Here is a 25,893-nt window from a genome sequence, read left to right on the forward strand (position 1 = left end):
GGTCAAGGCGTGGCTTCAAAAGCTGAAAAAAGCTGAAGGGGAATAACATGAAAAAGGCGCTCAAGAGTTTGTTCCTGGCCGGCACGATGCTGGCCGTTTCGTTGGGATCGGCCGCCGCACAGGCCAAGGTTTCAGTGGCCGCCATCTCGGGATATTTCGCACAGGGCTTTGGCGTTTCGATCGTCAACGGCCTCAACAAGGCCAAGGCCGATTTCGGCATCGACCTCAAGCTGGTCGATACCGGCAATCGCGCCCTGGACTATCAGGAGCAGTTCGAAAACCTGGCCAAGGGCAAGCAGTACGACCTCATCTTCGTCATGGGCTGGGAGCTGGTGGATTCGCTGCAGAAGGTCAGCAAGGAATATCCCGACCAACGCTTCGTCTTCATCGACGGCGTGCTCGACAATCCCAAGATGATCTACGCCAATTTCGCAGAGGAACAGGGCTCCTTCGTCGCAGGCGCGCTGGCCAGCATGATCGAGGCCAAGGGCAGTGAATTTCCCAAGATCGGCGACGGCAAGGCTATCGGCTTCGTCGGCGGCCGCGACATCCCGGTCATCCGCAACTTCCTAGGCGGCTACGAGCAGGGCGCCAAATATGCCGCGCCCGATGTGAAGGTGAACTCCGTCTTCGCCGGCACGTTCGATGATCCGGCCAAGGGCAGCGAGCTCGCCCAGGCGTTGTACGGCCAGGGCTCCGACATCGTCTACAACGTCGCCGGCCCGACCGGCGAAGGCGTGATGCAGGCAAGTGCCGCCGCCGACAAATATTCGATCGGCGTCGATATCGACATGTGCGGCTCTGCCCCCGGAAATGTGCTCGGCAGCATGCTGAAGCGCGGCGACATCGCCGTCTATACGCTGATCAAGGACGAGGTCGGAGGGAACAAGGTCACCGCCGGCACCCGCACCTTCGACCTCGCGTCGGGCGGCGTCGAGTTCAAGGTCTGCGACGACATCGCCCCGAAGATCCCGGCCGACGTGACCACCAAGCTCGACGAGATCAAGAAGGGCATCCTCGACGGCAAGATCGTGATAGCCAAGGCGAAATAAGCCGGCAACAGCGCATTCCTCCCAAGAAAGCGCTACACTGATCCGTCGCGGCATGCCGTGGCGGATCAGTGTCCAATCTGCGAGAGCCCCCCAATCTGCGAGAGCATCGTGTCGAACGCGCCGGGGTCCCCGCCCCTCCTCAGCACAGCCGCGATGGCCGTCGAGTTGACAGGCATCACCAAGCGTTTTGGCGCCTTCATTGCCAATGACGGCATCGACCTTGCCGTGCGCCGGGGCGAGATCCACGCGATTATCGGCGAGAACGGCGCCGGCAAGACGACGTTGATGAACATCCTGTTCGGGCTGCTGCAGCCGGACGAAGGCTCGATCCGGCTGAACGGCGAGGCGACGGTGGTCGCCGACCCGGCCGCCGCCATCAAGGCAGGGCTGGGCATGGTGCACCAGCACTTCAAGCTGGTTCCCTCGCTCTCGGTCGCCGACAATGTCTTTCTCGGCATGGAAGTCCGTCGCCACGGGCTGATCGACCATGCCGCGCAGATCGCACGCACGCAGGAACTGTCGAAGCGTTTCGGCCTGCATGTCGATGCGACCGAGCGGGTCGGGCTGCTCTCGGTCGGCATCGAGCAGCGCATCGAAATCCTGAAAGTCCTGGTGCGCGGCGCCCGCACCATCATTCTCGACGAGCCGACCGCCGTGCTGACGCCGCAGGAGAGCCGCGAACTGTTTCAGACGCTGCGCAGCTTCGTGGCCGAGGGCATGACAGTGATCTTCATCTCGCACCATCTGGAAGAGGTGATGGAGGTTTCCGACACGGTGACGGTTCTGCGCAACGGCAGGAAGGTTGCGACGCGCCCGACATCCGAACTCAACAAGGACGAGTTGGTGCGCATGATGGTCGGCCGCGAGGTCAGTTTCGACCGGCGGCCGCGCGCGGCGCTGCACGGCGACATCGTGCTGGACGTGAAGGATCTGTGGGCGCGCGACGATCGCCGGCTGCCGGCCGTTCGTGGCGCCAGCTTTGCCGTTCGCTCCGGCGAGGTGGTGGGAATAGCCGGCGTCGCCGGCAATGGGCAGACGGAACTGGCGGAAGTGCTTTCAGGCCTGCGGCCGGCAAGCCATGGCGCAGCCTGGCTGAAAGGCCAGGACCTCACCACGCTCTCTCCCGCCGCGATCCGCCAGGCGGGCCTTGCCCATGTCCCCGGCGATCGCATGGTGCGCGGAGTCGATCGCAATGCATCGATCGCGGCAAACACGCTGATGGGCCGCCAGCATCGCGCGCCGTGGAGCCAAAATGGCGTGCTCGACTGGAAAGCGATCGCGCAAAATGCCGGGGCGCTGATCAAGAGTTTCGACATTCGCGCCCAAGGAGCCGGCGACGCCGTCAAGCGGCTCTCCGGCGGCAACATCCAGAAAGTGGTGCTGGCGCGCGAGTTCACCAACGGTGCCGACTTCCTGCTGATCGACCAGCCGACGCGCGGCGTCGACATCGGCGCCCAGGAGGCCATCCATGACGAGATCATGCGCCAGCGCGCGGCCGGTCAGGCCATCCTCTTGATTTCCGTGCAGCTTGACGAACTGGCGGCACTCGCCGACCGCATCCTGGTGATGTTCAATGGGCGGATCATGGGTGAAGTCGCCGGCGACGATGCCGACGAAGACAGGATCGGCATGATGATGGCGGGCGTATCGCAGCAGTTGGAGCCCGCATGAGCGACCGTTTGCGCGCCTTTTCCGGCCAGATCATCGCAGTCGGCGTAGCTCTGCTGTTGGGAGCGATCATCATCATCCTGGTCGGCGAAAGCCCGGTGCATGTCTTGATGACGCTGCTGCGCGGCGCCTTTGGCGACCAGGAGAAGATTGCCGGCACCCTGCTGCAGACGACGCCGATCCTGATCTGCGGCGTCGCGGCCTGCATCGGCCTGCGCGGCGGCATGTTCAATGTCGGCATCGAGGGCCAGCTGTTCCTCGGTGGATTTGCCGCCGCCTGGGTCGGCTTCACGTTCTCCCTGCCCGCGGGCATCCATACGCTGGCGGCTCTGGCGCTCGCAGTCGTCGCGGGCGCGGCCTGGGTCGCCATCCCTGCTTTTTTCCGCGCTCGCTACAACACCAACGAAGTCGTCTCGACCATCTTGTCGAACTACATCGCCGTGCTGCTCACTTCCTATTTCACCATCTTCCTGTTCAAACGGCCCGGCGGCTGGTCGGAGACGCCGCCGATCCTGGCGACAGCCTATCTGCCCGAGATCTTCGCCTTCTCGCGGTTGAACTGGGGACTGGTGATCGGCTTGCTGCTGGCGGTCGGCGTGGCGCTGATCTTCCGCTACACCAGCTGGGGCTACGGCGTGACCATGGTCGGATCGGCGCCGAAATTCGCCGAATATGGCGGCGTCGACGTCAAGCGGCAGGGCTTTGTCGTGCTGCTGCTTTCAGGCGCCGTCGGCGGCCTCGCCGGCGGTGTCGAGACGCTCGGCGTGCATCACCGCTTCATGGAGGGCTTTGCACCGGGCTTCGGCTTCGACGGGCTGATCGCCGCCCTGCTCGCCAACGGCTCGCCGGTCGCCACCATCGTCACGGCGCTGTTCTTCGGCGCCCTGCGCAGCGGGTCGCTGCTGCTCGAGGTCGATACCAGCGCGTCGCGCGAAATCATCACCGTGATCCAGGCACTGATCATCCTGAGCGTATCGGCGCAGGTCCTGATCAAACGCCGTGGCGACAGCCAGGCCGGGGAGCGGCGATGGAAATTCTAGACAAGCTGATCAACGTCGCGCTGATCGCGGCGACGCTTCGCACAACCGCGCCGATCCTCCTGGTCGCGCTTGGCGGGTCGTTCACCACCAAGGCCGGCATCTTCAACATCGGCCTCGAGGGGCAGATGCTGGCCGGCGCCTTTTTCGCCGTCATCGGCTCGATCTGGACGGGTTCGGCATTCGCGGGCGTCGCCTGCGGCGTCGCCGCGGCCCTTGCCTTCGCGCTTGCCTTTGCCGTGCTGGTGGTAACGTTCCGGGCCAATGAGGTGGTGGTCGGCCTGGCGCTCAACATCCTGGCCGGCGGCACGACGATCTCGCTGATGAAAGCGATCTTCGGCACGCGCGGATCGATCGTCGGTCACGGCATTGTCGGCCTGCCCAAGGTGCAGATACCAGGCGCCCAGGCGCTGCTCGGCTCATGGGCGCCGCTGATCTCCGGCTTCACACCGATCGTCTATATAGCGTTCATCGCCGTGCCGCTGCTGGTGCTGTTCTACAAGCGCACCCAGCTCGGCCTCTACATCCGCGTCGTCGGCGAAAAGCCTGAAGCCGCGGAGGCGCTCGGCATCTCGATTACCCGTGTCCGCTACATCGCCTCGCTGCTGTGCGGATTGCTGGCGGGACTGGCCGGCGCGCATCTGTCGCTCGGCTACATCACCATGTTCACCGAGAACATGTCCTCGGGCCGCGGTTTCATGGCGGTGGCGATCCTGATCTTCTCCAATGGCGATCCGCTGAAAGTGCTGGCCGGCTGCCTGCTGTTCGGCTTCGCCGATGCCTTCTCGCTGCGCCTGCAGACATTCGGATTTCCGTCCTATCTGGTTCTTACCGTACCCTATGTCGTCGCCCTGACTGCATTGTTCGCGCTCTCATACCGGGCACGACCAAAAGTCATCAGGGAGACGCTGGCGTCGATGCAGAAACTTCTGTCGGTGGACAGGAACAGCGCCCCGGTCGACAAGAATCCGCAATGAAGGAAATCTCATGGAACGCATAATCCTCGACGTGGATTCTGCCGGCGACGATATTCTGGCAGTGCTGTTTGCCGCGGCGAATCCGAATCTCCGGCTCGAAGGCGTGACCTCCGTCACCGGTGCCGCCGGCCCGATCGAACAGGTCACCAATGTCGTGCTCAACACGCTGACGCTTGCCGGGCGCGACGACATACCGGTCCACGCCGGCGCGTGGCGGCCGATCGTCGGCAACGCCAAGGCCGACATGGAGGCGCCGGTGCATTTCGAGAAGCGGCTCGTCGCCCGTTTCGGTGACCGGCTGAAGAAATTCAACCCGCCGGCGCCGCCTCCCTCCCGCCCGGCAACGCCGGGGCACGCGGTTGATTTCATCATCGATACGGTCCTGGCCAATCCGGGCGAGATCACGCTGGTAACGACGGGACCGCTGACCAATGCGGCGATGGCGCTGCTGCAGGAACCGCGCCTGACGGGCGCGCTCAAGCGGCTGTTGGTGCTGGGCGGCAATTTCCAGACGCCCGGCAACATCACGCCGCTGTCGGAGTACAACATCTGGGCCGATCCGGAGGCATCGCGCATCGTGCTCAATGCCGATGTCGAGAAGATCCTGGTGCCGCTCGACGTCTGCGAGGACAACCGCGTCGCCGCCTCGATGCTGACGCGCGACGACATCGCCGACATGCAGGCCGTTGCCCGCAAGAACGCCGTCTTCGACATGATTGCCGACAGCTTCCCGATCTACGTCGATATCTGGCGCGAGTTCTTCGACCTGGTCGGCTTCCCGATGGACGACGTCATCACCGTGGCTCTGGCCTTCGACCCCGGCCTTGCGACGATGACCGAACCGCTCTTCGTCGATGTCGTGCTGGACGGGCGCCTTGCGCGTGGGCAGACGGTTGCCCATCGCGGCCGGCAATTGCTGCCCGGCGGCGGAGCGAAGACCACGCGCATCTGCACCGATCTCGACGGCCGCCGCTTCCTGAACATCTTCAAGCAAACCATCGCGCGCTACGAACAAGCGGCGTGAGGATCGAGAAAATGACCATTGCAACTCCCATTCTGTTCGACTGCGACCCCGGCCACGACGACGCAATTGCGCTGGTCATGGCGCATCGTTCGCCAGCGATAAAGCTGCTTGGCGTCACCACCACCTGCGGCAATGCCGAGGTCGAAAAGACGACGGCCAACGCGCTGCGCATCCTCGAATATATCGGCGCCGGCGACGTGCCAGTCGCGCAGGGGTGTCACCGCCCTCTGGCACGGCCCTTGGTGCTCGGTACCGCCGATGGTCCGAGCGGCCTCGAGGGCTCACCCTATCTGCCACAGGCCACGATCAAGCCGGTCGACAGGCACGCTGTCGATTTCCTGGCCGACAAGCTGCGTGCCGCGCCCGAACCGATCCTGGTCGTCGCCACCGGCCCCCTGTCCAATATCGGCCTCCTGATCCTCAAGCACCGTGACGTGCTGCCCAAGATCAAGGAACTGATCTGGATGGGCGGCGTCTTCTACCGCAAGAGCGAGATCATAACGCCGACCGAGTTCAATGCCTTCTGCGATCCGGAGGCGCTGAAGATCGTGCTGGACAGCGGCGTGCCGATCCTGATGGTCGGGCTCGACGTCACCATGCAGGTGTTGATCGAGGCGCCGCAATATGCCGAACTCGCCACCATCGACACGCCGCTCGGCAAGCTCGTCAATGACTGGCTGCTGTTCTACGAGAAGCTGCACCGCAACTCGATGGGCGTCGGCGGCGCCATGCATGATCCGCTCGCGCTGGCGCTGGCCATCGATCCGACTTTGGTACGCACGCGTCCCGCCCATATCGGCGTCGATCTGTCCGGCACCTATGCTTTCGGGGCGACGGTTGCCGATTTCTGGGGCGAGCGCGGCGAGAAGGACAATGCGCGTATCGCTACCGAAGTCGATGCCGACCGCTTCTTCAAGCTGATGTTCGACCTGCTGCGGGATTAGCCCGCTCGGGGATATTCGCTTGTGTCAGCGTGGCCCGGTGCCAGGTACCGGGTCAGACAATCTTTCGGCGTGCCATCTCAGATGGTCGTCCATGAATGTCGAAATGAAGAAATACGAGTGGTCGTAGCCGTCCTGCATGCGCAGGATCAGCGCAATGCCGGCCTTGGCGCAGGCCGCTTCCAGAAGCCAGGGCCTCAGCCCGTCCTTGAGAAAGCCGTCAGACGTTCCCTGATCGACGAAAAGCTCGGGGAAACGGTGGCCATCCTCGATGAGCAAAGTGGCATCGTAGCCCCGCCATGACGCGTCGTCGGCGCCGAGATATTTTTCGAGGGCGGGCCGTGACCAGCCGGCGGTGCTTGGCTGCACGATCGGCGCGAAGGCCGAGCAGCTCTTGAAGCGCTCGGGATTTTTGAGCGCGATCGTCAGCGCGCCATGCCCGCCCATCGAGTGGCCGAAGATCGCCTGGCGCGTCATATCGGCTGGAAACTCCTTGGCGATCAACGCCGGCAATTCCTCGGTGACATAGGAATACATGCGGTAGTTCGTGGCATAAGGCGCCTGCGTGGCGTCGAGGTAGAAGCCGGCACCGCTGCCGAACTGCCAATTGTCCTTCTCGTCGGGAATATCGGCGCCGCGTGGGCTGGTATCGGGACAGACGACGATCAGGCCAAGCTCCGCGGCCATGCGCCTGTACTCACCCTTGTCCATGACATTGGCATGGGTGCAGGTGAGGCCGGAGAGATACCACACGATCGGGCAAGGCTTTTCACGGGCCTGCGGCGGCACGAAGACGGCGAAAATCATGTCGCAGGCGCAGGCATCCGAAGCATGGGAATAGACGCCCTGCACGCCGCCATGCGATTTGGCCAAGGAGATGGTCTTCATCCGGTCCGACATCTTCTTCCTTCTCCGCCAAGCGTCCTTAACCGCCGCCTGTCTACGGCATGGGCCGGGACGGCGGCAACCCTGATGGATTGGACCATGGTCGCGAGGGCAGCTCCAGCCTGTTCCGCCGTGATCGATCGCCCGACGCCCCTGACGAAACGTCGGGGGCAAAAGGTTGCTTTCTCGCCGACAATATCGGAAGCGCCCGGACGTCTGTCCCTTAAATGTCGATGCGCTGCTCGCTGCCGGGGTTGAACAGGTTGACGCTGGCCGGATCGACGGCCAGGAATATCGACTCGTTTCGCCGACCTGCAAACCTCGGCGGCAGGCGGGCGACGATCGACTGTTCGCCAACCTGCACCGTCACCATGGTTTCCGGCCCTGTAGGCTCCACGACATCGATCACCCCCTCGACCGAAGCTTCATCGCGCCCGACCACCTTTAGTTCTTCAGGCCGTATACCCAGGACCACCGGGCGCTCGGAATCAACCGGCTGCTTGGAAGCCTGCAATGCGACCGATACGCCGCCCGCTGCGAAACGCACGCCATTCGCGTCCGAGACCAGGCGCCCGGGCAGGAAGTTCATTGCCGGCGATCCGATGAAACTTGCGACGAATACATTGGCGGGCCGTTCATAGATGGTGCGAGGATCGGCAAATTGCTGGATGTGGCCGCCCTTCATCACCGCAACCTTGGTGGCCAGCGTCATCGCCTCGATCTGATCGTGTGTCACATAGACTATGCTGGTGCCGAGACGCTCGTGCAGGCGCTTAATCTCCGTGCGCATCTCCACCCGAAGCTTTGCATCGAGATTGGAAAGCGGCTCGTCGAAAAGGAACAGCTCCGGGTCGCGCACGATGGCCCGCCCCATTGCAACGCGCTGCCGCTGCCCCCCAGAAAGATTGGCGGGGCGTCGGTCGAGCAGATGCGAAATCTGCAGCAGCCGCGCGGCGTCGTCGACGGCGCGCTTGCGCTGGTCGGCGTCCACACCGCGCATTTCCAATCCGAAGCCGATATTTCTCTCCACGGACATGGTGGGGTAAAGTGCGTAGGACTGGAACACCATCGCGATGTTGCGATCCTTTGGCGCGAGATCCACGACCGAGCGTCCGCCGATCAGGATATCGCCGCCGGACGTGTCGTCGAGGCCAGCAATCATGTTGAGCAGGGTCGACTTGCCGCATCCCGACGGCCCGAGCAGAACCAGAAAGCCTCCGTCCTCGAGCTCGATATCGACCCCGTGAAGGACCTGCACGGAGCCATAGGACTTGCGCACATCCTTGATGGAAAGTGTCGCCATGCGAATACTCCTAACCTTTGATGGCGCCCGCGGTCAGCCCCTGAACCATGGTTCGCTGGACGATGGCGAAGAGGGCTATGACAGGCAGGATGCTGAGAATACCGCCTGCCGCCAGGACACCCCATGGAAGCTGGAACTCGCCGACCATCAACTGCAGGCCCACGGGCCAGGTGCGGGATCCCTGCCCTGTCGTCAGCATCAAGGCGAACAGGAACTCGTTCCAGGCGGCGATGGCAATGAACACCGAACTTGCCACCAGGCCGTTGCGCGCCAGCGGCATGACGATACGGACCATGGCGCCAAGCCTTGTCGAGCCATCGATGCGCGCCGCGCTCTCAAGTTCCTTGGGTGCGGAATCAAAGAAACCTTTCAGCATCCACACGAACAGCGGCAGAAGGAAACTCGTATAGGCAAGCGCAAGTCCGAAACGGCTGTCGACAAGACCGACGCCGCGCATGACGACATAAAGCGGAATGATCATCATTACGGCGGGGAACATGCGCATGACGAGATAACCGAGCATGAGCTTCGTTCGGCCGCGAAATGCGAAGCGTGAAAATGTATAGGCGGCAAGCGTACCCGTGGCGACGCAGATCGTCACCGTCAGGAAGGTGACGACCAGGCTGTTGGCGATCAGCCGCGGGAAGCCGGACTGGGTCCAGATCGCCACGTAATTGTCTAAAGTGACGCGCCTCGGGATGTACTGCATGGTTTGGGTGACAATGTCGGCCTCATATTTGAGCGATGTCAGAAACATCCAGATCATCGGACCGATGCAGAACGTCGACAGGGTCGCGAGGACGAAGTAGGTGGCGATGTTGGCGATCACCCGCCGGCGGCGCTTGCTTTCAATCATCGCCCTCTCCCTTGGAGATTCTGGACAAGCGGATATATGCCGCCGCGAAGATCATCAGGATCACGAACATCACCACCGAAAGCGCGGATGCGTAGCCGAAATTGAATTCCTTGTAGGCGGTCTGGAAGGCGTATAGCGACAGGACCTGCGTGGCGTCTCCCGGTCCGCCACCGGTGAGAATGAGGAGTAGATCGGGCGAATTGACCAACCCTATGACGCGCAGGATCACCGCCGCCGCAATCACGGTCTTGAGCATGGGCAAGGTGATCAGCCTGAGCTGCGCCGAGACACCCGCGCCATCCACCGCCGCTGCCTTGTAGAGGTCTTCGGGAATGCTCTTCAGGCCGGCAAGCAACAGCAGCGCGAAGAATGGAAATCCGTGCCACGCTTCTACAAGGATGGTCGCCGCAAGCGCGGTATTGGGGTCCGCGAACCATGCCTTGTAGGTCTGCAGGACGCCCATGCGAACAAGAAGATCGTTGATGACCCCAAGCCTCGGATCGAGCAGCAGGGCCCACATATGACCCGCCACGACGTTGGGCAGGAAATAGGGAAGCAGGATCAGCACGGCAAAGATCTTCGTGCCTGGCAGATCCCTGTTGAGGGCCGTCGCGGCGAGAAGGCCGAGCGCCAGTTCCAGCACGACGGCCGCGGTGACCCACACGACTGTATTCTTCAGCGCGATCCAGAAGACAGGATCGGACCACATTCCCGCATAATGTTTGAAGCCGACCCAGCCACCCAGCCCGGGACGCGTCAGACGCATCTCGCGAAAACTGATGGCCATGCCGTAAAGCGTCGGATAGGCGATCACCAGCAGGATCATGACGAGGCTGGGAAGAAGCAGCAAATACATCCAGTACCGGGTCTCGGACAGTTCGCCGAGAGCCCGCAAAGGCCGATATCCGCTCGAGCTTGATGTCATGGATCCGCGATGCGAAAGCATCGTCCCGTTGCATTCAAAGCATGGCCGCACGCCGGAGCAGGCCGTGCAGGCACGTATCAGCGAAGGGCAGCCTCGAGCCCTTGGATCATCCGGTCCACAGCCTGTTCCGGTGTCGACTGACCGGTGAGCACCGATTGGAAAGCCGGGTTGACGACATTTTCGGACCAACCCGCCGCGCCCACGAAATTGTTCGGCAGACGTCCGAACTCCAGCGTTTCGACCGCCGCGTGATAGATTGGATTGCCGGTGATCCGCGGATCTTGCAGGACAGCGGCCGAGGCCGGGAAATAGCCTGTGCCTTCGAGCAAGGCCAGGGCAGCATCGGTCTCGCCCCAGAAGCTCACCCAGCGCCAGGCGGCCTCTATATTGTCTTCCTTCATGATGCCATTGCCGGCGTAGGCAACGCGAGCGACATGCGCCTTCGGACCGGCCGGCATGGGTGCGGTCGAGAACTGTTTGCCCTGCTTCATCGCGGCCGAGATTTCATTCAGCGAGCCGGTGTGGTGCCACACCATTGCCGTCTGCCCGGTGCGGAAGCCCTCCATGATCTGGCGGTAGCTGTCGTTGGGCGCGCTCGGCGGCACGACCTTTTCCTTCAGGAAGAGATCGGAATAGAACGTTATCGCCTCGATCGCCGCGGCCCTGTCGATGGCCGGCTGACCATTCTTGACGATCGGCGAGCCGAACGCCTCCATGACGTCGATGACATATTTGAAACCGCCGGCGCCGGCGCGCATGCCGAAGGCATATCTACCCTTCGACGGATCGGTCAGCTTGCGGCAAGCGCTCAGGAATTCGTCGAAATTCCGGGGCGGCCCCGCCAACCCGGCTTCCTCGAAATAGTCGGCGCGGTAGTACATCCAATCGACAAAGGCGAAGGCGGGAACCGCGTAGATGGCGCCGTTGCTGGAAAGCCCGGCCCAGCGATTCTCGGGGAAATTGGCCTTGCCCTTCCAGCCGTTCACCCGCTCGGTAAGATCAATCAACCCCTCCATCGCGGTAAGATCGGCGAAACGCTCGGCGATCACCATGGCGGTATCCGGACGGCCGCCGGCCAGCACGGCCGAAGAGACCTTCGCCATATATTCGGAATTCGGGATGTTCTCCTGCGTCACCGCCACATCGGCATTCGCCGCCTGAAACAACGCGATGATCTTCAGCAGGCTGGCCATTTCCGACTGGCTGGTGAAATGGTGCCAGTAACTGATGGCGCTAGCAGCGCGGGCGCCACCGACATGCCCTGCCATCGCCAGGGCCGCCGAACCCATGAGAAACTGCCTCTTGTTCAACTGCATGCGACCTCCTCCACGATATCAGATCATCAATCTGATCTATCAGTTGAAGTTTGGGTAGCATCCTTTCCCACGCCATGCAACCGCCCGGCGCGCTGCTGGGCGCAGCGACGGATCACGGTTGACCTGTCAGACGAGACCCAGGCTTCGCTGCATCGCCGCCTGGAAATGCGCCTGCAGTTTTGCCTCGGCGGCGTCGGCATTCCTTGTGCCGCAAGCTTCGAGGATATCGAGGTGCTCCTTGAGCGTCCGGACCATGATGGGTGTCGTGATCTTCCTGTCGAGCCGCAGCAGGCGCAGGTAATTGTGCATGCGCCGGTAGGTGCTGTCGATCAGGGGATTGCGCAGCGCGGCGATGACCGCGCCGTGCAACTCTCCTTCAAGCGCGTCCATCTCCTCCAGCTGTTCCTGTCCCAGACCATCGCGCTCGACGCGTCGAAGCAGCCTGGAATGCCGGATTTCCAAGGCGTTCATGACGGCTTCGTCGCCCTGTTCCGCAAAGACACGGACCGCCGCGCGCTCGACGATGGAGCGGAATTGGTAGGTGGCGCGCGTAAGCTCCAGTCCGGGCCTGATGAACTGGATGCCGGAGCGCGGGTGGATGGTCAGGATCCCTTCCGCTTCAAGAACGCGCAGGGCGTCGCGAAGTGGGGCAACAGGCACGTCGACGATCGCGGACAACTCGTTTTGCGAAATGAACGCCCCTGCCGGAACGCGCCGATCGAACAAGCCCTCCAGGATTCGTTCATAGGCGACATCGCTCATGCGGGCGGCGGCCACGAGGGGAGAAGAGTCGGTTTTTGCCTTACCCGCCACTTGCGGCCCCTCCATTGGTCCGGTAGTACGATGCCATCTGATAGATCAGTTTGATATAGTAACCGATCAGAAAGCCCCTGTGATGAGCCTTTCGCATTTTCGTATAACCCGATTTCAGTTCGCCCGCGACCGGGTAATCGGGGACAGTCAGGTTCGGGCGGACGATGTCAACGTCGCCGCGCTGGAACTCGTTTCCGAAAGTGGCGAGGTGGGGCTGGGATTCATCCAGACGCTCTTCAACCCACTGCCTGATCAGCAGGAGATCGAGAGCGTTTTCGAACATGAGGTTTGGCCGAGCCTGAAGGGAAACAAGGCGATCGCCCTGGTCCACCGTGTGCACCGCCCGCGCGGCGGCAATCAGCGGGCTTACTCCCTGCCCTTTCACGAAGCGGTTCAGGTGGCGCTTTGGGATCTTGCGGCCAAAGAAGCTGGCCTGCCCCTTCATGTCTTGCTTGGCAGTCGCCGCGACCGGGTGAAGGCCTATGCCAGCGGCCTCGATTTTCACCTCGACGACGAGGCCTTCGTCTCGCTGTTCTCCCACGCGGCGTCGATTGGCTACTCGGCTTTCAAGATCAAGGTCGGCCACCGGGATTTCGACCGCGATCTGCGGCGTCTGGAACTGTTGAAGACCTGTGTCCCGGCCGGGTCCAAAATCATGATCGATCCGAACGAGGCCTGGAGCTCGAAGGAGGCGCTCACGAAATTGGTGGCGATCCGCGAGGCCGGCCACGAACTTCTGTGGGTCGAGGATCCGATCCTGCGTCACGACCATGAAGGGTTGCGAACACTCAGGCATGCCGTCACATGGACCCAGATCAACAGCGGCGAGTACCTGGATTTGCAAGGCAAGCGGCTGCTCCTGGAAGCCAATGCGGCCGATATCCTGAATGTCCACGGCCAGGTGACGGACGTCATGCGCATCGGCTGGCTGGCCGCCGAACTCGGGATACCGATCAGCATCGGCAACACGTTTCTGGAGGTCGGCGTGCATATGGCGGCCGCGCTACCCGAGGTCGAATGGCTGGAATATTCATTTCAGAACTTCGATCACCTGGTGGAACAGCCTATCGAAATCCGGGACGGCTACGCCTACGCGCCCGATCGGCCAGGCCATGGATTGGTCCTATCGGAAAAAGCGCGCGTCGAATGGACCAGGCCAAGGCGCCTGGCACGGTCGGAGCTCGGCGCCGCGCCGGAAAATCCACGCCTTCTGGCGAAGTAGTAGAGAGCTGAAGACCGGGGCACGTGCCATCAGGCGGCGCGAACTCCGGCTGATCGTTGCGCTTGCAAGTAGCACCATCTACGAAATGGAAAGTCGCGGCGAGTTCCCTCGCCGCTTCAATCTCACCCCGCGATGCGTGGTGTGAGAAGGAGCATCGCCGTCGGTCATCCACGGAAGGCCTCGCGACGGTCCCGCCTGCCCTGACGTCCGTCCGCGTCGCACCCGGCCGGCAATGGGAGTGACTGGCCAAGGAGACTTCGTCCACTATGGGCCGAAAGCAAAGTTGGGGTGCCTGGAAAGGAGACACGAAAATGGTTGATCACACGACTGTGCTCCGACCAGAACGCAACTGAGCGCTAATGCGATCCATCCGCTTAGACCGACGCAAACTCGCCTCAGGGCCGGATGACAAGCTTGCTGCGCCACGCGCGTCCGTGGCGCCACAGTTCATGAACCAGCGAAGCCAAATGCAGGAGCAGACGCCTCAGATGTTGGCCAGCGTAGCCAGGATCGCGGTAGTCCGTAATGTAAGTGCTGACGCGAGCGGGCGTGGGCGCCGCTTCCACCTCATGGCCCTTGCTTTGCAACTTCTTGACGGTGCTCGCTCTGATGTAATGTGAGCCACCAATGACCACAATTTTCATATCGGGTCTCCTTGCTAGCGTTAAAATCTGGAATGCTCGCTGTCAGCGGCAGCCTTTCACGGGCGCAGGGCGCGAGCGTCTCAACCCCGATAGAGCCGGGCATCGACGTGCCGCCAGCCGGGGCACGCCACAGGTCGCCGACGTCGGCGTCGGCGACAGCGCCGCGGCTATTTCGAACTCGAAAGCATCGCAGTCATAGTCTTCGCACTCTCCTCCTCAGCCGGGCCGCCCAGCACAGGTCGAGTGTCTGGCACATCCAGGTTCAGAACGTCCTCGATTTGTCTGCGCAGAAATTCGGGACGCAATCCATCGCCCCGCTTGGCAGCGATTGGATGAAGTGCCCGGAACAATCCAAGCATGGCTTACCCTCCTCGTTGAATTCCCGCTCGCCCGGCGCCGTTAGAGGAGCCCCTCATCGGTCATGGCGACCCGTACCGCCGGCCGAGCGTCCATCCGGTTGCGCAGGGCGTTCAAGGAGGCCGGAACGGGAACATGAAAGCGCGCTGCCCAAAGCAGCATCACGTACAGATAGCAGTCGGCGACGCTGGGTCGATCGCCAAACAAATAGTCTGTCTTCAGCCCGTGAGCGATGAGCTCGAACTGGGCCGCCAACGTCGCTCTGGCGCCGGCTTTCTCGTCGTCCCGGCCGGGATGCCACATGGGCTTGAAGCTCCGGTGGATCTCGGACGAAATGTAGCTCAACACTTCCAGGACGCGCGTGCGGCCCAATGGCCCCGCTACAGCGACTGCAGGGTACTGCGATGCGATCCAATCGAGAACGGCGACGTTCTCGGTCAGCGTTTCGCCGCTATCCAACACCAGGGCCGGAACATAGCCCTTTGCCGAGACCGTGCGAAAATCACGCCCGGATGCGGTTCGTTTCGTCTCGAGATCCACCGCCTCGCGCTCGAAGGAAGCGCCCGCCTCCTCAAGCGCGATGTGGTCGGCGAGGCTGCAGGCGAAAGGGCTGTAGTAGAGTTTCACGATTTTTCTCTTGTCTGAACGCAGGTGAGGTTTCGCAAATGGCGGGACGGCAGCCCGCTCGACGATGCGCAAGCCATCTTGCAAAGCGCACCCGAAGCTCGCATTTTGGCAGGGAGGACAGCTACGACGCCGACAGCTAGGCATGCCTATGCCAAGGTGTGAGCAGGCCGAGACAATTGTCCTTGGACTGCCGCGCGCATCAAGCCCGACATGGGGAATGGCCGCTGGAAGTGTCCTGTCGCCGCATGGCGTTCTCGGTTGTCAGGCCAATCCTTCGCTCAGGAAATCATAATCGAAAGTATCGAACGCACGTGCCATTGGCACGATGGCTTACATCCCGCCGCGGCCTGCATGGTTCGACTCGAGCAAGGGGATGATGACGGCCGCAGCCTTGCCTAGTCGATTGCCGCCGTCGCGATGAAGAAGCTTCTCCAGCAACAGGAACCGTCATCATGACCAATCCTCGCAAACCCGAAAGACGGGCCGCCGAACTGGCGTCCCCTGTTGAAGCATTTGCCTCGGTCGAGGTCGACGTCTCTTCGCTGATGCCGGGCACCTCGGTGGTCTTGCAATGGCGCGGCAAGCCGGTGGTGGTGCGTCACCGCACAAGGCAGGAAATGGAGGATGGCGAAGCCGCCAGTCTTGCTGTCCTCAAGGATCCGATCGCCCGCAACGCCAATCTTCCCGCCGACGCGCCCGCCACCGACGCCAATCGCACCATACCCGGGCAGAAGGCCTTGCTGGTGATGGTGCAGGTCTGCACTCACCTTGGATGTATCCCGCTCGGCCAGGACGGCGATTTCGGCGGCTGGCTCTGTCCATGCCATGGCTCGCAATACGACAGCGCAGGACGCATCCGCAAAGGTCCGGCGCCGGAGAACATGGCGGTGCCGGTGTTCCAGTTCGTTTCCGATACCAGGATTCGTATCGGCTGAGGGAAAGGACAGTTCAATGAGCGACGGACATTCGACCTACAAGCCCACGACCGGTATCGGCCGCTGGTTCGACACCCGGCTGCCATTGCCGCGGCTGGTGCATAGTTCATTCATCGTCTATCCCGTCCCACGCAACCTGAACTACGCTTATACGTTCGGCGGCATTCTCACGATCATGCTGGCCTCGCAGATCATAAGCGGTGTCGTGCTGGCGATGCATTACGCTCCCGATACGGGACTGGCCTTCAATTCGGTCGAGACAATCACGCGCGATGTGAATTCAGGCTGGCTGCTTCGCTCCCTGCACGCCAACGGTGCATCATTCTTCTTCATCGCCGTCTACATCCACATCTGTCGTGGGCTCTATTACGGCTCGTACAAGTCGCCGCGCGAGTTTCTCTGGGTGCTCGGCTGCACCAATTTGCTGGTGATGATGGCCACAGCCTTCATCGGCTATGTGTTGCCCTGGGGCCAGATGAGTTTTTGGGGCGCCACCGTCATCACCAGCTTCTTCAGTGCCATTCCAGTGGTTGGCGACTGGATCCAGCACCTGCTGCTCGGTGGTTTCGGCGTCAGCAACCCGACGCTGAACCGCTTCTTTGCGCTTCACTACCTCCTGCCGTTCTTGCTTGTCGGAGTGGTAACCCTGCACATCTGGGCGCTTCACGTTGTTGGCCAGAACAATCCGACCGGCATCGAGGTGAAGTCGAAAACCGATGTCGTCGACTTTACGCCCTACGCTACCGTCAAGGACGCGGTGGGCATCGTGGCGTTCCTGTTTTTCTTTGCCTATTTCGTCTTCTATCTGCCGAACTTTCTTGGCCATCCGGACAACTACACAGTCGCAAACCCGCTGAAGACCCCCGCGCATATCGTGCCCGAATGGTACTTCCTGCCCTTCTACGCAATCCTGCGCGCCATCACCTTCAATGTGGGACCGATCGACTCTAAACTCGGCGGCGTGCTCGCCATGTTCAGCTCGATCGCCGTGCTGTTCCTGGTGCCTTGGCTCGACAGTTCCAAGGTGCGCTCGGCCGTCTACAGGCCATGGTACCGAGTATTCTTCTGGATCTTCGTGGCCAACGCGCTCTTTCTCGGCTGGCTCGGCTCACAGCCCGCGGAAGGCACCTACGTCACGATGTCCCAGTTGGCCACGTTCTACTATTTCGCTTTCTTCCTGATCGTGATGCCCTTGCTTGGGCTGATCGAGACGCCGAGGCCATTGCCACGTTCGATAACCGAGGCCGTGCTGGAAAAGAACGCGTCCCGCTCAAAGGCAGATACCCATGACTGACCAGCAAAGCAGCATCGCTGGCATCGACACCGTCATCCTCCCGATGGCCCTTCGCCGGACAGATGGATTCAAGGTCCGGCGGGTACTGCCATTGCTGAATCGACGCACGGTCGGCCCCTTCATTCAGTTCTATCATTTTGGTCCCGAAGAGTTCGATGCCGGCCAAGGCTTCGACATGCGGCCACACACCCATGACGGTCTCGCTGCCCTGACCTATCTGGTCGATGGAGAGATCATTCTCCGCAACACTCTCGGAAGAATGCAAACCATCCTTCCGGGCGAGGTTAACTGGATGACAACCGGGTCGGAAATGGCCCAACGTCCGTCGACAGAATTCCGAGCGTCGGGGAGCAATCTTCTCGGCGTCCAGGCGTGTGTCGCCCTGCCCCTCCAACACGAGGACGTCGCCTCCGAATTCGCGCACTTTGCCTCGTCTGAAATACCCAGGATCTGCGCCGACGGCGTTGAATTCACCTTGATCGCCGGGACCTCCGATGGGCTGATCTCGCCGGTCAGGGTCTTTTCGGAGACGATCCTTGCCGAAATTGTGCTCACGGGCAGCGCGCGATATCAGTTGAAACCCGAACACCGCGATCGTGCGATCTATGTGATCGCCGGCGAGGTCGGGGTTGTGGGCCAGTCGGGCACATTCGGAGAGGGCGCACTGATCGTGTTGACACCCGGCATCGAAATTGTGCTCCAGGCGCCTGCCTTTCACGCAGCGAGACTGATGCTTTTTGGCGGCGGGCCGCTCGCCGATGCGCCCCACGTTTGACCCTACCGGCCCAATCGATCCCAGAATCTGGAAATAACTTTGCTCGTGGCCGCGTCCCGGGACAAGGGGTCGCGAGCTCGCGCGGCCTCTATGAACCCAGATTGAGTTCGTTCATCGTGTCCTCATCGAGCAAACCGTCGAACCAAACGTCAAACATGGTCTGAAGCAGAAACTCGTCGTTACTGGCTTCGGAAAACAATGTCAGCGACGCGTGCAATTTCTTCGAATCATGATCCCCGAATATCGCGCCAGCACCCCAACCTGACAGCCGTTGCAGGACGCCGATGCATTCTCGATAACGGCCGCCCAATATAGGCGACGAGAGGTAGGCGCGCGCTTCGTCGAGCGATGCGATGGCATAGGGATCAGTCGCGGTGTTGCTTCGTCTGGCCCGCAACCTTGGGAAGATGATTTTCAGATAGGGGGTCCACATCATCCCTTGGCGTAGAATTCCGAGCGCGTCGTCGTAGACCGGATCCTGAGCCGCGATGAACCTCTGTAAGTCATACTCGTCGTTCATCTTAGCACCGGCCTTTTCCCGAGCATCGACAATCGTGCCCGCAACTATCCGTCGACGACATCGGCATACTCTGGATGCTTTTCGACAAACCAGCTCATGAATGGGCATTTCAGGATTGCCTTGCGGCCAGTTTTGCGCAGCAGATCAAACGTTCCTTGCGCCAGTCGCGAAGCGATGCCTTGCCCGGAAAACTCCGACGGAACTTCAGTGTGGATCAGAACCACCTTCCCGCTCTCGACCCGGTAATAGGCCGCGGCCATTGTTTCGACGGCGATCGGCAGCTCGAAGCGACACAGCCGAATGTTTTCAAAGACCTCTGCATGCATCTTCTGGTACTCGCGATTGTGCGCCAGGCTCGCCCACCTGAGGTGTCGTTTGGCTATCGCATTGCCGGCAATCGCAGCGTCACGGCTGTGCCAGCCCCCAGCGTGCTCTGCACAATGACGCTTCCGCCGGCCTCCTCGGCAAAGCTCTTCACCATCGGCAAGCCGACGCCGCCGAGGCCTTCGCCTTTCGTGGTGAAAAACGGATCAAATGCGCGGCCCATGGTCTCGCGGCTCATCCCAATTCCATTGTCCTCGACACGAATATGGACCTGACCGTCTGCCGACCGTTCCGGGACAAGGGCGACGTCAACCGAGATCAGGCCGCCGTCAGGCATGGCGTCGCGCGCATTGAACAGAAGGTTCAAAACCGCATTTTGCAATCCGGTCCGATCGCACCTTATCAAAGGCAAATTGGACTCAAGCCTGACCTTAAGACGAATACTGGCATCCCAAGCGCCGCGAATGAGGGTCTCGATCTCCGCGAGGCACTCGCCCACGTTCGCCTGCTGGATGTCCGAGCAAATCCCCCCAGCTGCGCCGATGGTCTGCCTGACCAGGCCGCCTGCTCGCTCCAGGGCCGTCTTGGCGCCTGCAATTACGGGCCCAAGAGCGGGAGCGGCTGAGACGGTGGGGTCACGGGCCAAATGATTCAAGGCCGACGAGGCGACCTGGATGAGATTGCCCAGGTCGTGAACGATACCGGCGGCGGATATCTGTCCGGGACGTTCATCCGATGGAGGGGCTGCCATACTGCCGAAGACATCCTCTTTCGATTCCAGGCGTGACATTTCCATTTCCCCGCTCGCTGTCGGCATTGCGGGAGAGAGTGCGCCGAACCGACCCGCCAAGCCTATTGTGCGAAGGGGTCTGGCATATGATGCCAAAGTGCAGGATCGGTTGGCTTGACGACCATGATGGCAGCGACTGGGCTGTGCTGTCGCATTGTGGGTCAAGCTGCCGGATGGAGCCCTGGCGGTGGGCTCCGGTCCCCAGGCAAGGGTGGACGCGCAGGCACCCAAAACCTCTTGAAATGGTCAGCATCCCCTGGCTTTCGGCCTGCGCGGCACAATGCCCTCGTATGGGTCATCCCGGCTACCAGTCTGATCGTATCGCAGATGCCAGGCCCGTATCTTCCCGGGGTGAATGCCATCACAGATCAACACGGAGTCACCAAGATGAAAATGATCCTTGTTACCGCCGCTCTCCTCGCTTCAGTGGGCGGTGCCTTGGCCGGAAGCGACCACTATGGATCCAGCGCCGATCCGCGGGTGCCGGCTCCCGCTTCGGATACGATGCATACCGGATCGACCAGCAAGGCAGACAACCATGACAGCGCGCCGAATACCGTGCGCAAGCCGATTGTTCCCGACTGGGAATCCGGCCAGGGCATCTGGGGTCACTGATCTCGACGGCCGAAATATCGAGGGCCGGGGCGAAAGGCTCCGGTCCTTGCGACGTCTCAACCGGCGAGGCTCGCCTCCAATCCTGTCTACAACCGCGACGGACGGCCGGTCAAAACGCCGGCGTGTTCGCATGCCGCGTCCACGTTGTGGTGCCGGCGTCTATGTGACCGCCTCGCAAGCTGGATTTCACGCATGGCTGACCAAGCGAGTGACAGGTCGCATGCCGAGATTCCCGCCGTGGCAGCTGAGCTCAGCAGCCTGCGCGACCAACTGGCAACGATCAAGTGTGGGCTGGCGGCATCGCCGGTCCGCAACTGGCTGGCCTGGACGTCGGTCGGCATTGTCGGCGTGATCATCGCCACATCGGTCGGACAGGTGCTGCTTAACCGTTGGAACCAGCCTTTCTATGATGCGCTGGCCCGGCGCGACATGGCGGCGTTCCTGCATCAGCTTATGGTCTTTGCGATGATTGCCGGCGGGCTGCTGGTGCTCAGCATCAGCCAGACCTGGCTCAACCAGATGACCCGGCTGAAGCTGCGCGAGGCGCTGACGCTCGACCTGATCGACCAGTGGATGCGGCCGGCGCGCGCCTTCCGGCTGGCCAATGCCGGCGCCATCGGCATCAATCCCGATCAGCGCATACAGCAGGATGCCGCTCACTTGTCGGACCTGACGACGGATCTCGGCGTCGGCTTGCTGCAGTCGTTCATCCTGCTCGCCTCGTTTGTCGGCGTGTTGTGGGAACTGTCTTCCGGCTTCGTGTTCCACATCGGTAGCTGGTCGCTGGCGATCCCAGGCTACATGGTCTGGGCCGCATTCCTTTATGCGGGCATCGCATCGTGGCTGAGCTGGGTGGTAGGGCGTCCGCTCATAAAGCTCGACGGCGATCGCTACGCCCGCGACGCGGAACTGCGTTCTTCGATCGTGCGCGTCAACGAGAACGTCGATGCCATTGCGCTAGGTCATGGTGAAGCCGACGCCAGGCGGCGGCTGGAGCTCGCCCTCGGCACCGTGCTGGACGCAACGCGGCGCATCTATGTGGCCCAGCTCAACCTGTCCTGGGTCACCGAAACCTATGGCTGGATCACCGTCGTGGCGCCGATCCTGGTTGCCTCGCCAGTTTATTTTTCAGGCGATGTCAGCTTTGGCGGAATGATGATGGCGGTGGGCGCCTTCAACCAGGTGCATTCGTCGCTGCGCTGGTTCATCAACAATATCGGCAGCATCGCCGACTGGCGCGCCACGCTGACGCGCGTCGCCGATTTTCGCATTGCTCTGAACAAAACCGATATGCCGCATGACAAGGAAATGCGCATCGAGTCCGGCGACGATGCCGATGACGGCCTGGCCTTCGACAAACGCGAGGCCAGCTATCACGAATAGAATGGGCCGCGGCGTCTTCGGCTACCTGAAAGCCAGGGGCCGGAGGTTGTTGGTCGTATTCCGCAATCGCGCCGTAACCCAAGCGCTTCGGTATGTCCCACCATCACCGTGCCCGAACCGTCCTAGACCTTAGCATCGCGGGATCGGTGCCTGTGTAGAATTGGCCGGTGCGCCGGACAGGCCCACTCTCCTTGCACCGGCCACTCCCGTGGCGCGGCTGACATAGGAGATGAAGATGAGAAGTGAAGTACCGAGCAAGGGATTGGAGTGGACCAACCTGATACTCGGCGCAGGCTTGGCCTTCGCCGCTATCACATTCGCCGGGCTGCCTGCCGCGGCCTGGAACGCCGGGGTCGTCGGCACGCTGATCGTGTGCGGTTCCGCCGTGGCCCTCTATCGCTACGGGGATTGGGCGGAATGGTCCAACCTCATTTTAGGATGCTGGGCGGTGGCGGCTCCGTTTGCGCTCGGCTTCGGGTCGGCGCAGGGGCCGATGTGGACGCATGTCTTGATCGGGCTTTGCGTGGCGACATTCGCTACCTTGCAGCTTTTGGCAAGTCGCCGAGCGCAGGCTCATTCGAGCACCAACTGACATCGACTACCGGAGGTCGTCGCGGCGCAGCATGTTATCGGCTTGCTTCCCGTCGCGACGCCTCCAATGGCGCCGACGCCACTCCGCTGCAGTCCTCTAGCAGAGCGTACGCGTTCGAACCGCAACGAAGGCAGCCTATACCCAAGTCTAGGGTGCCTAAACAAATCACTAGGCCCTGGTCGCCCATTGTCGTGTTGCGCCGCCCTCAATCCTTCCTTTACGTCAGGCATCGAGGGAAGATGCATATCCGGGTCTATCCTGCGACCATCCGGGGTGCCCAAGACGAGTTTCTCAAGGCAGTGCATGTGCGGTTCAGTTGACGTGCGATGGACGGGCGGCTGATAATGGTCAACCCGAACACGGTCAATTCGTGTCCAGATCGCCCCGAAAGAGGATTATGGGCGTGGCAAATTCGGAAACTGCAGACAGCCCCATGGCAATTCTGGTCGACGATGATGCGGAGGTCCGCGACTCGTTACAGGAGCTGCTCAGATCGGTTGGGATCGAGTCAATGTCGTTTTCCTCAGCCCAGGACGTGCTCAGCGCGAAGCTTCCAAGCCGCCCGGGTTGTATCGTTCTCGATGTGCGAATGCCGGGTCTGAGCGGGATTGATCTCCAGCAGCTCCTTGCAGCCAAAGACATACAGACGCCCATCATCTTCCTGACGGGTCATGGCGACATCGCCATGAGCGTCGAAGCCATGAAGGCCGGCGCGCTCGATTTCCTCACGAAACCGGTGCGCGACCAAGCGTTCCTGGACGCCGTGTCGACGGCCATTGCGACCGACATCGCCAGAAGAGCGGCCTTAGCCGTGGCCCAGAAGAACTCGGCCCTTTACGAGTCGCTCACGCCGCGCGAGCGGGAAGTTCTGAGTTTTGTGGTCTCTGGCGCGATGAACAAGGAGATCGCATTCGGTCTTGGTATCAGCGAAATCACCGTGAAGCTCCATCGGAGCAACATGATGAAGAAGATGAACGCGCGGTCCGTCTCTCATCTGTTCAACGTCTGCCAATCGCTTCCAGCCGATATCCAGTGCCGGTTGAGGATAGCTTCCGCCGCTGGGAAACCTATCGCGCGACCGGGAGCAAGAGGGCATTTTGCCAACTGAGTGAACGGGGCCGCGACGATAGGTTGGCCGCGGAAGCGGCATCCAGAGGGTCTCAGATGGAACTAACCTCATCGCGGCAACGTCGCGCCGTGGCTGCGGGAATAAGTGTTGCGTGCCTCTTGGTTACGCTGTTGACCCGCGACCCATCTGGCCTGCTGGTCGTGGTTGCAATCGTGTGCATCTGCCTGGACTGGAGGGCCGGATTGGTGGCCGTGGCAGCCACAAGCTTGATGTCGGCGGCTATGTTGCTGTCCCCGCTGGACGTGACGGCGAGCAGTTCGGCTCGGTTCGCCGCGTACGTATTCGGGGCTCTTGCGGTATGGCTCGTGGTAAAGATCTTCAGGACCACCAGCTTTTACGACCGGGTTTACCAGGGCGCTGGAGCAGGTACCGCCCACACCCCCGGCCTCGGCTGGTCCGCCTATCCCGACGGACGCCTTCGGTTCCTCAATCGGGCAGCCCTCGAGTACGTTGGCATTACAGCCGAAGAAATGCGCGAGGTCATGGATGCCGACGACTTTTCCTGGTGGCGGAGATTTGTCCATCCCGACGATGCAGAGACGAGCATGACGCAGTGGCGCCACAGCCTGAAGACGGGCGAGCCGATGATCGCTGAAAAGCGTTTGCGCAGGCTCGATGGCTCCTATCGATGGTTTCGCGATACCGGTGTTGCCTCTCGCGATGAGCGAGGTCGAATCGTCGGGTGGTATGGCCATACCGAGGACATAGACGACCGACGCAAAGCCGAAGCCGCTTTACGGAAGAGCGAGAGGGAGCTCAGGCTGCTGGTCGATACGGTTCCCACCATGATATGGCTGATGACGCCGGCGGGATTACCCTACTATTTCAACAAACGGTTCGTCGACTGGGCGGGGATCGACCCCGCCCAGGAAGAACCGCGAGGCACACGGCGATTCGCCTCGCATGTGGAGTTGTTCCATCCCGACGACAAGGCGGGCGTCAAGGCCGTCTTCCAGAAGTCATTTGCTCGCGGAGAGCCGCTGCAGCACAAAGGCCGGCTGTGCCGCAAGGACGGCGAATATCGCTGGATCGATTCGCGCTTCGAACCGCTGCGCGACGAAGACGGCACGATCCTGCGTTGGTACGGTGTCAACTTCGATATTGACGACGAGGTCCGCGCCCAGGAATCCCTGCGCCTGGCAGACGAGCGCCTCGCGCGCGCCCTGCGCGCCGCCAGTCTGTCCGAGCTGTCGGTGTCCATTGCGCACGAACTCAACCAGCCGCTCCAGGCTGTCGTGGCCAACGCCGGCGCATTCCAGAGATGGCTCAACGCCGACCCGCCCAACTTCAATCATGCCAGCCGGGTCGCCCAGAAGATCATCAGAAACGCCGACGCGGCAGCGCAGGTGATCAGCCGCATCCGGACCCTGTTCAGCAAGGCCGAAAGCGAACCGCAGGCGGTCGATCTGAATGCGGTGATCGGCGAGGTGTGTGACCTTCTGGGTGACAGGCTGGCCTCGGCCAACGTCGAGCTTGACCTCCACCTCGATCCTGATCTTCCAGCGACAGTCGCCGATCACGTGCAGATGGAGCAGGTCGTCCTGAACCTCGTCCGCAACGGCATCGAAGCGATGCAGGACGTCGACATCGACGTGCGAAGCTTGCGCATCGTGTCTCGGCATCGGAATGACGGAACTGTCGAGGTCGAAGTGCGAGATCGCGGCAATGGGCTTAGCAATCCCGACCGGATCTTCGACGCGTTCTACACGACCAAGCCGGATGGAATGGGAATGGGCCTGGCGATCTGCCGCTCGATCGTCGAGGCTCACCGCGGACGCATTTGGGCGGAAAATGTCGAGACAGGAGGAGCATCCATAGCCTTCAGCCTCCCTGTCCGCACCGGCGACTCCACCAAGACACTGCCGCGACAGCAAGCGTCCGAGTGAACT

The 25,893-nt window shown here is 61.7% G+C and carries 26 protein-coding genes and 1 pseudogene; 16 read left to right on the plus strand and 11 right to left on the minus strand.

Annotated features, from left to right (window positions below):
• The first annotated feature begins 47 nt into the window (after positions 1–47).
• The 6 genes from C1D09_RS18045 (at position 48) to C1D09_RS18070 (ending at position 6,702) form a co-directional block, all read left to right on the plus strand.
• Entirely contained in the window at positions 48–1,052 is a 1,005-nt protein-coding gene (locus C1D09_RS18045; RefSeq protein ID WP_143975592.1) for a BMP family lipoprotein, read from the plus strand.
• 153 nt (positions 1,053–1,205) lie between these two features.
• A complete protein-coding gene (locus C1D09_RS18050) occupies positions 1,206–2,723 on the plus strand; it encodes an ABC transporter ATP-binding protein (RefSeq protein WP_246135790.1) in 1,518 nt (505 codons plus the stop codon).
• The gene (locus C1D09_RS18055; RefSeq protein ID WP_143975593.1) at positions 2,720–3,760 is read left to right on the plus strand and encodes an ABC transporter permease; all 1,041 of its coding nucleotides are present in this window, start codon (positions 2,720–2,722) and stop codon (positions 3,758–3,760) included. The genes C1D09_RS18050 and C1D09_RS18055 overlap by 4 nt, the downstream gene beginning before the upstream one ends.
• The gene (locus C1D09_RS18060; protein ID WP_143975594.1) at positions 3,748–4,734 is read left to right on the plus strand and encodes an ABC transporter permease; all 987 of its coding nucleotides are present in this window, start codon (positions 3,748–3,750) and stop codon (positions 4,732–4,734) included. The genes C1D09_RS18055 and C1D09_RS18060 overlap by 13 nt, the downstream gene beginning before the upstream one ends.
• Before the next feature lie 10 nt (positions 4,735–4,744).
• On the plus strand, positions 4,745–5,758 hold the full coding sequence (locus C1D09_RS18065; RefSeq protein WP_143975595.1) for a nucleoside hydrolase: 1,014 nt from the start codon (positions 4,745–4,747) through the stop codon (positions 5,756–5,758).
• 11 nt (positions 5,759–5,769) lie between these two features.
• Entirely contained in the window at positions 5,770–6,702 is a 933-nt protein-coding gene (locus C1D09_RS18070; RefSeq protein ID WP_143975596.1) for a nucleoside hydrolase, read from the plus strand.
• A gap of 24 nt (positions 6,703–6,726) precedes the next feature.
• Here C1D09_RS18070 and fghA read toward each other — a convergent pair whose 3' ends face one another.
• The 6 genes from fghA to C1D09_RS18100 all read right to left on the minus strand — a co-directional run bounded on the left by fghA (position 6,727) and on the right by C1D09_RS18100 (position 12,746).
• The gene (gene fghA, locus C1D09_RS18075) at positions 6,727–7,587 is read right to left on the minus strand and encodes an S-formylglutathione hydrolase (protein ID WP_246135791.1); all 861 of its coding nucleotides are present in this window, start codon (positions 7,585–7,587) and stop codon (positions 6,727–6,729) included.
• A gap of 220 nt (positions 7,588–7,807) precedes the next feature.
• Positions 7,808–8,887, minus strand: a complete 1,080-nt coding sequence (locus C1D09_RS18080) for an ABC transporter ATP-binding protein (RefSeq protein ID WP_143975598.1) — start codon at positions 8,885–8,887, stop codon at positions 7,808–7,810.
• Between the two features lie 10 nt (positions 8,888–8,897).
• Entirely contained in the window at positions 8,898–9,743 is an 846-nt protein-coding gene (locus C1D09_RS18085) for a carbohydrate ABC transporter permease (protein ID WP_143975599.1), read from the minus strand.
• Positions 9,736–10,638 carry a carbohydrate ABC transporter permease gene (locus C1D09_RS18090; RefSeq protein ID WP_246135792.1) on the minus strand — a complete coding sequence of 301 codons (903 nt, stop codon included), beginning with the start codon at positions 10,636–10,638 and terminating at the stop codon, positions 9,736–9,738. The genes C1D09_RS18085 and C1D09_RS18090 overlap by 8 nt, the downstream gene beginning before the upstream one ends.
• A 107-nt stretch (positions 10,639–10,745) precedes the next feature.
• The gene (locus tag C1D09_RS18095; protein ID WP_143975601.1) at positions 10,746–11,984 is read right to left on the minus strand and encodes an ABC transporter substrate-binding protein; all 1,239 of its coding nucleotides are present in this window, start codon (positions 11,982–11,984) and stop codon (positions 10,746–10,748) included.
• A 126-nt stretch (positions 11,985–12,110) separates the two neighbouring features.
• Positions 12,111–12,746, minus strand: coding sequence for a GntR family transcriptional regulator (locus C1D09_RS18100; RefSeq protein WP_246135793.1), 636 nt, complete (start codon positions 12,744–12,746; stop codon positions 12,111–12,113).
• A 133-nt stretch (positions 12,747–12,879) separates the two neighbouring features.
• On the opposite strand from C1D09_RS18100, the gene C1D09_RS18105 reads away from it, so the two are divergent.
• Complete coding sequence (locus C1D09_RS18105) at positions 12,880–14,019, plus strand: mandelate racemase/muconate lactonizing enzyme family protein (RefSeq protein WP_143975624.1); 1,140 nt, start codon at positions 12,880–12,882, stop codon at positions 14,017–14,019.
• Positions 13,910–14,164, plus strand: coding sequence for an AlpA family phage regulatory protein (locus C1D09_RS34360; RefSeq protein WP_143975603.1), 255 nt, complete (start codon positions 13,910–13,912; stop codon positions 14,162–14,164). Before C1D09_RS18105 ends, C1D09_RS34360 begins: the two co-directional genes overlap by 110 nt.
• A gap of 250 nt (positions 14,165–14,414) precedes the next feature.
• Here C1D09_RS34360 and C1D09_RS18115 read toward each other — a convergent pair whose 3' ends face one another.
• Together C1D09_RS18115 and C1D09_RS18120 are read right to left on the minus strand one after the other, a co-directional pair.
• On the minus strand, positions 14,415–14,663 hold the full coding sequence (locus C1D09_RS18115) for a hypothetical protein (RefSeq protein ID WP_143975604.1): 249 nt from the start codon (positions 14,661–14,663) through the stop codon (positions 14,415–14,417).
• 399 nt (positions 14,664–15,062) lie between these two features.
• On the minus strand, positions 15,063–15,647 hold the full coding sequence (locus C1D09_RS18120; protein ID WP_143975625.1) for a glutathione S-transferase C-terminal domain-containing protein: 585 nt from the start codon (positions 15,645–15,647) through the stop codon (positions 15,063–15,065).
• A gap of 452 nt (positions 15,648–16,099) precedes the next feature.
• Here C1D09_RS18120 and petA point away from each other — a divergent pair, with 452 nt between their 5' ends.
• The 3 genes from petA to C1D09_RS18135 are packed head-to-tail and all read left to right on the plus strand — an operon-like array spanning position 16,100 to position 18,651.
• On the plus strand, positions 16,100–16,582 hold the full coding sequence (gene petA, locus C1D09_RS18125) for a ubiquinol-cytochrome c reductase iron-sulfur subunit (protein ID WP_143975605.1): 483 nt from the start codon (positions 16,100–16,102) through the stop codon (positions 16,580–16,582).
• A 16-nt stretch (positions 16,583–16,598) separates the two neighbouring features.
• Entirely contained in the window at positions 16,599–17,876 is a 1,278-nt protein-coding gene (locus C1D09_RS18130) for a cytochrome b (RefSeq protein WP_143975606.1), read from the plus strand.
• Positions 17,869–18,651: a pirin family protein gene (locus tag C1D09_RS18135; RefSeq protein ID WP_143975607.1), complete on the plus strand. Its 783-nt coding sequence runs from the start codon at positions 17,869–17,871 to the stop codon at positions 18,649–18,651. Before C1D09_RS18130 ends, C1D09_RS18135 begins: the two co-directional genes overlap by 8 nt.
• 88 nt (positions 18,652–18,739) lie before the next feature.
• Here C1D09_RS18135 and C1D09_RS18140 read toward each other — a convergent pair whose 3' ends face one another.
• The 3 genes from C1D09_RS18140 to C1D09_RS18150 are packed head-to-tail and all read right to left on the minus strand — an operon-like array spanning position 18,740 to position 20,285.
• A complete protein-coding gene (locus C1D09_RS18140) occupies positions 18,740–19,171 on the minus strand; it encodes a DUF1810 domain-containing protein (RefSeq protein WP_143975608.1) in 432 nt (143 codons plus the stop codon).
• A 44-nt stretch (positions 19,172–19,215) separates the two neighbouring features.
• Positions 19,216–19,497 carry a GNAT family N-acetyltransferase gene (locus tag C1D09_RS18145; RefSeq protein WP_143975609.1) on the minus strand — a complete coding sequence of 94 codons (282 nt, stop codon included), beginning with the start codon at positions 19,495–19,497 and terminating at the stop codon, positions 19,216–19,218.
• Positions 19,498–19,550: 53 nt separating this feature from the next.
• Positions 19,551–20,285, minus strand: a complete 735-nt coding sequence (locus C1D09_RS18150; RefSeq protein WP_143975626.1) for a sensor histidine kinase — start codon at positions 20,283–20,285, stop codon at positions 19,551–19,553.
• Between the two features lie 387 nt (positions 20,286–20,672).
• Between C1D09_RS18150 and C1D09_RS18155 the strand changes: the two genes are divergently transcribed.
• The 5 genes and pseudogenes from C1D09_RS18155 to C1D09_RS18175 all read left to right on the plus strand — a co-directional run bounded on the left by C1D09_RS18155 (position 20,673) and on the right by C1D09_RS18175 (position 25,890).
• Positions 20,673–20,900 (plus strand): DUF680 domain-containing protein, encoded by a 228-nt coding sequence (locus tag C1D09_RS18155; RefSeq protein ID WP_143975610.1) that lies wholly within the window; start codon positions 20,673–20,675, stop codon positions 20,898–20,900.
• 192 nt (positions 20,901–21,092) lie between these two features.
• A pseudogene (locus tag C1D09_RS18160) lies at positions 21,093–22,271 on the plus strand (ABC transporter ATP-binding protein/permease); the annotation flags it as partial.
• Between the two features lie 241 nt (positions 22,272–22,512).
• Positions 22,513–22,875: an SPW repeat protein gene (locus tag C1D09_RS18165; protein WP_246135794.1), complete on the plus strand. Its 363-nt coding sequence runs from the start codon at positions 22,513–22,515 to the stop codon at positions 22,873–22,875.
• 433 nt (positions 22,876–23,308) lie between these two features.
• Positions 23,309–23,983, plus strand: a complete 675-nt coding sequence (locus C1D09_RS18170; RefSeq protein ID WP_246135795.1) for a response regulator transcription factor — start codon at positions 23,309–23,311, stop codon at positions 23,981–23,983.
• Between the two features lie 131 nt (positions 23,984–24,114).
• Positions 24,115–25,890: a PAS domain-containing sensor histidine kinase gene (locus tag C1D09_RS18175; protein ID WP_246135796.1), complete on the plus strand. Its 1,776-nt coding sequence runs from the start codon at positions 24,115–24,117 to the stop codon at positions 25,888–25,890.
• Positions 25,891–25,893 lie beyond the last annotated feature (3 nt).

Source organism: Mesorhizobium intechi (assembly GCF_002879535.1).
GTDB lineage: Bacteria > Pseudomonadota > Alphaproteobacteria > Rhizobiales > Rhizobiaceae > Mesorhizobium > Mesorhizobium intechi.